The 227-nt window shown below is 40.1% G+C and carries 1 protein-coding gene; it reads left to right on the top strand.

Annotation, left to right across the window (positions count from 1 at the left end):
* Positions 1–227: outer membrane beta-barrel protein (locus NLF92_RS13915; RefSeq protein WP_254102872.1), on the top strand; the 227-nt coding region annotated here is incomplete at both ends.

Below are 227 nucleotides of genomic sequence, written 5' to 3'. Positions count from 1 at the left end.
CTATACAACGCTAGGCTTTGTAGCAAAAAGAGAGTCTATTGACTCTTCTCTAGAACAAACAGGTGGCTTTTTACGCACAACTTATGGTGCAAGTGTAAAACACGAACTATCAGAATTAGTAAAAATAAAAGCCGATCTAGGATACGGTACAGACGAACTTGTATTTAGTGCAGCTCGGAAAGATGAGCGGCTAGCTGCTCAAACCTCTATTGAATATTCTGTCCTTC

It is taken from the genome of Opacimonas viscosa (assembly GCF_024199005.1).
Taxonomy (GTDB): domain Bacteria; phylum Pseudomonadota; class Gammaproteobacteria; order Enterobacterales; family Alteromonadaceae; genus Opacimonas; species Opacimonas viscosa.
The sequence above is the reverse complement of the archived record's forward strand: the minus strand, read 5'-3'. Positions and strand labels throughout refer to the sequence as shown.